This window comes from Treponema sp. UBA7570 (assembly GCA_002477955.1).
Lineage (GTDB): Bacteria > Spirochaetota > Spirochaetia > Treponematales > Treponemataceae > Treponema_D.
Map to the genome: position 1 here is coordinate 13,609 of DLLE01000037.1, position 7,548 is coordinate 21,156.

At 41.3% G+C, this 7,548-nt stretch carries 7 protein-coding genes; 4 read left to right on the forward strand and 3 right to left on the reverse strand.

Annotation, left to right across the window (positions count from 1 at the left end):
* Positions 1-197: 197 nt before the first annotated feature.
* Complete coding sequence (locus B4N75_RS04605; protein ID WP_296667839.1) at positions 198-857, forward strand: GntR family transcriptional regulator; 660 nt, start codon at positions 198-200, stop codon at positions 855-857.
* Positions 858-951: 94 nt separating this feature from the next.
* On the opposite strand, the gene B4N75_RS04610 is transcribed toward B4N75_RS04605, so the two are convergent.
* The 3 genes from B4N75_RS04610 to B4N75_RS04620 all read right to left on the reverse strand — a co-directional run bounded on the left by B4N75_RS04610 (position 952) and on the right by B4N75_RS04620 (position 3,629).
* Entirely contained in the window at positions 952-1,599 is a 648-nt protein-coding gene (locus B4N75_RS04610; RefSeq protein WP_296024911.1) for a methionine ABC transporter permease, read from the reverse strand.
* On the reverse strand, positions 1,596-2,627 hold the full coding sequence (locus B4N75_RS04615) for a methionine ABC transporter ATP-binding protein (protein WP_296024913.1): 1,032 nt from the start codon (positions 2,625-2,627) through the stop codon (positions 1,596-1,598). Before B4N75_RS04615 ends, B4N75_RS04610 begins: the two co-directional genes overlap by 4 nt.
* A gap of 147 nt (positions 2,628-2,774) precedes the next feature.
* Entirely contained in the window at positions 2,775-3,629 is an 855-nt protein-coding gene (locus B4N75_RS04620; RefSeq protein ID WP_296667836.1) for a MetQ/NlpA family ABC transporter substrate-binding protein, read from the reverse strand.
* 370 nt (positions 3,630-3,999) lie between these two features.
* Here B4N75_RS04620 and B4N75_RS04625 point away from each other — a divergent pair, with 370 nt between their 5' ends.
* From B4N75_RS04625 to B4N75_RS04635, 3 genes are all read left to right on the forward strand, one after another.
* On the forward strand, positions 4,000-5,217 hold the full coding sequence (locus B4N75_RS04625) for a M20 metallopeptidase family protein (protein ID WP_296667834.1): 1,218 nt from the start codon (positions 4,000-4,002) through the stop codon (positions 5,215-5,217).
* A 160-nt stretch (positions 5,218-5,377) separates the two neighbouring features.
* On the forward strand, positions 5,378-6,412 hold the full coding sequence (locus tag B4N75_RS04630) for a 3-deoxy-7-phosphoheptulonate synthase (RefSeq protein WP_296667832.1): 1,035 nt from the start codon (positions 5,378-5,380) through the stop codon (positions 6,410-6,412).
* Between the two features lie 194 nt (positions 6,413-6,606).
* Entirely contained in the window at positions 6,607-7,443 is an 837-nt protein-coding gene (locus B4N75_RS04635; RefSeq protein WP_296667831.1) for a phosphohydrolase, read from the forward strand.
* Positions 7,444-7,548: the final 105 nt, after the last annotated feature.

Here is a 7,548-nt window from a genome sequence, read left to right on the forward strand (position 1 = left end):
CAGATTTGTTTTTCTGTCATTATCGGGCTTGACCCGATAATCTACTGAAAAACTACACTAGATTGGCGTATCAAGCACGGCAATGACTGTTCTTTTCAAAATTCGACATTCAGGCTAATTTCCTTTGAAATTTAATGCACGATATATTAAAATAAAGCCATATTTTGCATAATACAAATAACCAATGGGGGTTAGCTGTGTCTGGTTTGATTAAAAAAGTTAGTTTGCGTGATCAGGTTTATGAATATCTAAAAAATGGAATTTTAAATCAGGATTTTAAACGTGGCGAGAATATAAATCTTGACGAGCTTTGCCGGACTCTCGGTGTAAGCAACACGCCGATTCGCGAAAGTATAAACTTGCTTGTAAAAGAGGGATTGATAGAATACAAGCACAATATGGGATTTTTTGTAATCGATCCAGATAAAAAAACGGTAAACGAAATTCTTCAGGTTGTTTTTTTTCTTGTAGTTGCCGCGTACCGTTTTTGCTATCGCAGTGGAAAAATGCCGAAAATTTTGCCTGAACTCGAAGCTCAGCTTCAAAAACAAAAGAAACTTTTGGACGAAGGCAATGCGGTTGGATATATCGATATTACGCACGATTTTGAACGCTGCATAATCGAAGGAGTAGGCAACTCAATGCTGGTCAAAGAATATGACGCCAAAGAAACCTTGATGGCGTTTATTTCGACCTATTATTCTGACAACAAACTGGAAGCCCTAAAAACAATTTACGCACAGCACGCGCACATTCTCGATCTTATGAAATCCGAAAAACTCGAAGAAGCCGTGCTTGCAATGCGCGAGCATTATTATAAACCGGAGCTTTACGTAAACGGCCAGAATCAAAAATAAAATTCGGGCGTTCCGGCTAAAGCCGTCGCTATGTTCCAGGTTCCGCTTGCGCTCCAGCCGCCTGCGGCGGCCGGCCTTGCCGCCTTGCACAACGCTAACGCTTTTTTGCAGAACGAGTTCCAATCACCTGGATTATCTGAACAAAAATAATCAAAATAACAACTGTGCTTGTCATTAACGGCGTGTTAAATCTTTGATAACCGTAGGTTAAAGCCAAATCGCCAACTCCGCCGCCACCGACAGCCCCAGCCATTGCCGTTGCTCCGAGCAAGCCAACAGTTCCTGTCGTAATTCCCAAGATAATTGAACCTTTTGCTTCCGGCAGAACAAATTTAAAAATCGTCTGAAAAATTGTTGCGCCCATCGCCTGGCTTGCTTCTATAATTCCCTTGTCTGTTTCAAAAAGCGCGTTTTCTATGAGCCGCGCAAGATATGGAGCAATGTATGCCGTAAGAGGAACAAGCGCTGCTGTTGAGCCTACGCGGGTTCCGACAATTGCTTTTGTAAACGGCATAATGTACACAATCAAAATTATAAATGGAACTGAACGGATTATGTTTATAATTGCGCTTATTATATTGTAGATAATCTGATTTTGCTTTATTCCGCCTTTTCGCGTTAAAAAAAGAATTATTGCAAGCGGAAAAGCGATTAAAAGTCCTGCCAAAAGCGAAATTCCGACCATATAGACAGTTTGCCCTATGCTGAGCCAGATTTTTGAAGCGCTGATTCCAAATATCATAATTTAACCTCCACTGCCGGAACACCGTGTTCCTTAAAAAATGTTTCCGCTGCTGCTAATTGTTTTTCTTCGCCAGTAATCTGCACTGTCTGAAAACCCACAACTTTTCCCTCAAGTTCTGTAACAGTTCCGTACAAAATCGAAATATTTACGCCAGTTTCTTTTATTGCAAGCGACATAATCGGATTGTCGGCGTTTTTTCCGTCAAAACGCAACCGAACGACTTTTTGAGGCTTGTCGTAATCTCGTAAATAACTTTTTACACTTTCCGGCAGCTGGTCGTTAATTACAGTCCGGATAAAACCTTTAGTAGTTTCTTTTTGCGGATTTCCAAACACGTCGATTACATTTCCGCTTTCGACAAGCTCGCCTTTTTCCAGAACAGCAACTTTATTGCAGACTTTTTGAATTACGTTCATTTGGTGTGTAATCATCAAAATTGTAACGTTTAAATCTTTGTTTATTTTTTGCAAAAGCTCCAAAATTGAATCTGTGGTTCGCGGGTCTAAGGCGCTTGTTGCTTCGTCGCAGAGCAAAATTTCTGGATTGAGGGTCAAAGCGCGTGCAATTCCAACGCGCTGTTTTTGGCCGCCGGAAAGTTCGTTTGGAAAAGAATTTGCTTTTTCGTCCAGCCCGACAAATTTTAAAAGCTGGTTTACGCGGGCTGTAATTTTTGATTTTGGCCAATGCTCAAGTTCCAGCGGAATTGCAATATTTTGAAAAACCGTGCGGCTTTGGAGCAGATTAAAATGCTGAAAAATCATTCCGATATTTTTTCTAAAACCGCGAAGGTTTTCGCCTCTTAATTCAAGGACATTTTCGTCATTTACAATTATGCTTCCCGAAGTTGGTTTTTCCAGAGCATTTATCATGCGCACAAGAGTTGATTTTCCGGCTCCAGAAAAACCGATTACTCCAAAAATGTCGCCTTTTTGCACAGAAAGCGAAATATTTTTTAGAGCGTGAACTTCGGAATCTTTGGATTTGAAAGTTTTGCTGATATTTATAAATTCAATAATATTTTTCATAAAAACTCCTGCGATTCTGCGTTAGGGATTGAAAGGGCGGCAAAGCCGTTTGCGGTTGCAGGCAGCCGCAAATGCAGGCGAAAGCCGGAACCCTGCAAAGCCCGGCCGCCGCTTGCGGCGGCAACGCCCTTAATTTTTTTTCAAATTTTAATTGAATTCGTATCCTTTTGGAATCCAGAAAAGTCCGTTTTCGTAATTTGTTTTTTCGAGATAAGCCTTAAATTCTGCGCTGTGGTAGGCGGCAACCAAATCTTTTGCCCACTGCGAGTTTACATTGTCTTCGCGGACAACAACCTGCAAAATCAAGTGAGGAAGAACATCTTCTTTTGCGAGCGCTGTGCTGGCGTCGATTCCGGCATTGTAAACGATTGAGCCTGTAATTATTACAAAGTCAAAGTCGTCCTGAACCTGAGGAATGTTCAAGCTTTTCATTTCGGTAAACTGGATGTTGTACGGATTTGACGCAATATCTTCGCTTGTGACTGTCGAAAGATTTACATTTTCGCGCAAAGTAATCCAGCCGATTTTCTGGAGCAGAACATAAGCTCTGGCAGTGTTTGCCGGGTCGTTTGGAACGGCAATTTTTGGTTTTTTAATATTTTTAATTTCGTCCAAGGATTTGTAATGGCTCGAAAACATGCTTGCAGGAACTGTCGGAATTGGTGTAATTGGAACAAGATGTCCGTTATTTCCTTTGTTGTAGTTTTGAGCGTAAGCCGTGTGCTGCTCAACGTTAAAATCAACATCGCCGCCATTTACAGCATCGTCCGCCAAAGAAAGCTCAGAATAATCGTAGCCTTTTAAGGTGTAGCCTTTTTTTTCAAGAATCGGTTTAACCGCATTTTCAAAAAGCACAGTGTAAGGGCCTTGCGAACGGCTGTAGGTGAGCGTTTTTTTTGCAGAATCCGTATTTTTGCCAGGCTCAGCCTTTTTTGTGCAGCCCATCAATGCTGCTCCGGAAATAATTAAAGCTGTTAATAAAAATAATTTTGTAACTCTCATAAAAACCTCCTGTGAGTTGCATTTTTTTTGGGTGCTGCCTTCGCTTTGCTCAGGCCGGGTGTTCCACCGTTGCGCTTTCGCTCCAGCCGCTTCCTTCGCTCCGCTCAGTCCAGTGGCCGCCTCCGGCGCGGTTCCATACCCTAGCACTTTTTTGTTTTTTAACCTATTGACTAACTAGGTAAAAGCGATGTATAACAAATACATCAAATAAACCTAGTATGTCAATAGGTTATACGAAAAATATATGAAAAAATTTTTTTATTCATATAAGTATAAGCGCGTAAAGCGGAGTGTAAGATAAAAACAGCCAAAAATAACGTCTGTTTTTATTTTTACAAGTTTGCGTTGCAAACTTTATTGGAGGCAAAAAATGAACAATTTATCGTCAAAAGAAGATTCTGCAAAATCAGAAAACAATTCACCATCTTTTATAGAAGCAAAAAGCCTTTTGGAATATATGTGGGAGCAGCGCTGCTATTTTCATTCGCATCCGGAACTTGGCCTTAAAGAATTTGAAACTTGCAATAGAATCGAACAGGAACTTAAAGCTTTAGGTTTGTCTCCTTACAGGGTTGGCCAGACAAACGTAATTGCCGAAATTGACAGCGGCCGCCCTGGCAAAACCCTTTTTTTGAGGGCAGACATAGACGCTCTTCCTGTTCAGGAAGAGAATAATGTTCCATATAAAAGCCAAAATCCTGGAATTATGCACGCTTGCGGGCACGACGGCCATGCAGCTTATCTTCTTGGAACTGCAAGACTTTTGCTAAACCACAAGGCGGATTTTTCTGGAAAAGTTATTCTGTGCTTTCAGGCCGCGGAAGAAATTGGCAAAGGCGCGAGACAGATTATTGAAGCAGGCGTTTTGGACAAAGTTGACAGGACTTTTGGAATTCACTTTCAGGCAGGAATGGAAGTTGGAAAAATCGGAGTAAAAACCGGAGCGGACATGGCAAGCTGCGACCGGATAAAAATCAAAATTCACGGAAAAGCGGCCCATATTACAAGACCACAGGACGGAGTAGATTCTGTTTTTATTGCAAGTCTAACCGTTGCAAAACTTCATACTGTTGTTTCGAGAGTGATTTCGCCGGTTGAAGGGGCAATTTTGGGAATCGGTTCTATTCATTCTGGAACAACGTACAACATAATCGCCGGCGAAGCCGAAATTGAAGGAACAATCCGCACTTTTAGCGCGGAAAGCCGCAAAAAACTTGCAGAAAAGGTTGAAAAAATTGCAAAAAATACAGCAGAAGAATTTGGCGGCAGGGCAGAAGTCGAAATTGAAGACATTTGCGATCCTTGCACAAACCCAAAAGAGACAGCCGCGGAAGTTGTAGAATCGGCAAAAAAAATCACAGCGCCAGAAAATGTAATTACAGACTTGGAAAAGCGTTTTGGCTCAGATAATTTTGCAGATTATTCAAGAAAAGCTCCTGGAACATATGTCCATGTAGGCTCTTCCGACAGCGAAAAAAACAGCTGGCCGCATCACAACGAGCATTTCGACTTGGCAAAAGAAAGTCTGGCGTATGCCGCTGCCCTGGCATTGCAGTATTCGCTGGATTATCTGAATAAAAGTCTGTAAAAAAACGCATTTGACCGGTTGGTGTAGCAAAATGCGCTCAAAAAGCTTTTTACACGTTTATAAATTTACTTTATTTTTTATAGCCGTTTTGTTATAATTACTATAAATAGAAACGAAAGAATCTGCCGAATTTGCGCGGATTTTTGCGGAGGAAAATTTTATGGATATGCAGATGAACTTTGTTCGCAAGCTTCCAGTTCCGGCTGAATTAAAAAAACAGTTTCCGCTCGGAGAAGAAGTTGCAAAAATTAAAGAAGCACGCGATCAGATTATAAAAAATATTTTTGAAGGCAAGGACGGCCGCTTTTTGCTGATTATCGGTCCATGTTCTGCCGACAACGAAACTGCCGTTCTCGACTACATGAACCGCCTTGTAAAAGTTCAGGAAAAGGTTAAGGACAAGATTTTTATTATTCCGCGCGTATACACAAACAAGCCGCGCACAAAAGGAACTGGCTATAAAGGCATGCTGCATCAGCCTGACCCGACAAAAGGCGAGGATATGCTTGCAGGAATTATTGCAATCCGCGAAATGCACACACGCGTTGTAAAAGAAACTGGCTTTACATGCGCCGAAGAAATGCTCTATCCGGAAAATCACCGTTATCTTTCTGACTTGCTCGCTTACGTTGCAGTCGGCGCCCGTTCAGTCGAAGACCAGCTGCACAGAATTGTCGGAAGCGGCGTTGGAATTCCAGTCGGAATGAAAAACCCGACTTCGGGCGACATTTCCGTAATGATGAATTCAATCACAGCGGCTCAGGCGCATCAGAAATTCTTGTACCGTGGCTGGGAAGTAACGACAGACGGAAATCCCCTCGCGCATGCAATTTTGCGCGGATATGTAGATGCTTACGGCCGGGCTCATGCAAATTATCATTACGAAGATTTGCGCGCGCTGATTGACGCTTATGCCGAATCAAAGCTTCAAAATCCTGCTGTAATCGTAGACTGCAACCATTCAAATTCCGGCAAAAAATATCTCGAGCAGATAAGAATTTCAAAAGACGTAATCCATAGCTGCCATTCGTCTGAAGACATAAAAAAAATTGTAAAAGGACTTATGATTGAAAGTTATCTCGAAGACGGCGCGCAGGCAATTGGCGACGGAGTTTATGGAAAATCAATCACCGATCCTTGTCTTGGCTGGGAAAAAACCGAAAAACTGATCTACGACCTGGCAGATTATCTGTAATTTTTGTATTCTGGCAAGCTTTCCGTACTTCCGCGTCTTTGCGCTCCATCGTTTTGCAAAGCAAAACGACGCCTTCGGCGGTACTCCAATCCCTGCCGCAAAAATTGAATAAAAAATATTAGATTTTGTTAAAAAAAAGGTTAAAATTTTATACAAATGAAATTTTAACCTTTTTTTAATGTTATAATGTCATTATGAAATCTGTAAAAGAAATGTCGGTTGACCAAAAATTGGTTCAGCTTGCAAAAGAAATAATTGAGCTTACACCCGAAAAAGACGAGCTTCCGCTCAAAGTAATCGAAATTTTAATCAACGATGAAGAAGTGCAGGCGATTCAGGATTATGCAAATACTGTTTCGATTGTCCGGCTTGGCTTTAACGACCATGGGCCTGTTCATATGCGCACAGTTTGCCGCAACGCGCTCAAAATGCTTAAAATTCTCTATACTTGCGGCATAAAGACCAGCCTCGAAAATGAGAATGCCGGAAGTTTTTCTGACAGCGTAACGGCAGTTGTAATTGCAAGTTTTTTTCACGATTTTGGAATGACGATCGGCAGACAGGACCATGAGCTTTATTCAGGAATTCTTGCATTCAATATGATAGAAAGAATTTTAAAAACTGTGCTTCCAGAATCAAAAGACTTGAACCGACGGGTTATAATCCGTTCCATGGCTCTTGAAGGAATTCTTGGCCACATGGGAACAAGAAAAATTCATTCTATAGAAGCCGGCCTGATTCTTATTGCCGACGGTTGCGACATGACAAAGGGACGCGCGCGAATTCCTATGGAAATGAATTCAAAACCGTCTGTTGGCGATATTCACAAGTATTCTGCAAATTCGATCGAAAAAGTAAAAATTCTTCAAGGCAAAGAAAAGCCGATAAAAATCGAAGTGCACATGAGCGCTGACGTTGGATTTTTTCAAATTGAAGAAGTTCTTCTGCAAAAAATAAACAACAGTCCGGCAAAAAACCTTGTGGAGCTGTTTGCAAGCGTTGAAGGGCAGGACGAAAAGCAATATTTATAAATTTTAGTTAAAAAAACTACTTTTGTAGTTTTTTTTTGACAAAATGCCGAATTTTGTATTGCAAAAAACGGTTTGAAAATTTATCATAGGCTCATAGGCTCATAG

Bases quoted from the DNA above. Each gene is read 5' to 3' on its own strand.
- B4N75_RS04630 (WP_296667832.1), top strand. From the start codon at position 5,378: ATGGATATGCAGATGAACTTTGTTCGCAAGCTTCCAGTTCCGGCTGAA.
- B4N75_RS04615 (WP_296024913.1), bottom strand. From the start codon at position 2,627: ATGAAAAATATTATTGAATTTATAAATATCAGCAAAACTTTCAAATCC.
- B4N75_RS04610 (WP_296024911.1), bottom strand. From the start codon at position 1,599: ATGATATTTGGAATCAGCGCTTCAAAAATCTGGCTCAGCATAGGGCAA.
- B4N75_RS04625 (WP_296667834.1), top strand. From the start codon at position 4,000: ATGAACAATTTATCGTCAAAAGAAGATTCTGCAAAATCAGAAAACAAT.
- B4N75_RS04620 (WP_296667836.1), bottom strand. From the start codon at position 3,629: ATGAGAGTTACAAAATTATTTTTATTAACAGCTTTAATTATTTCCGGA.
- B4N75_RS04635 (WP_296667831.1), top strand. From the start codon at position 6,607: ATGAAATCTGTAAAAGAAATGTCGGTTGACCAAAAATTGGTTCAGCTT.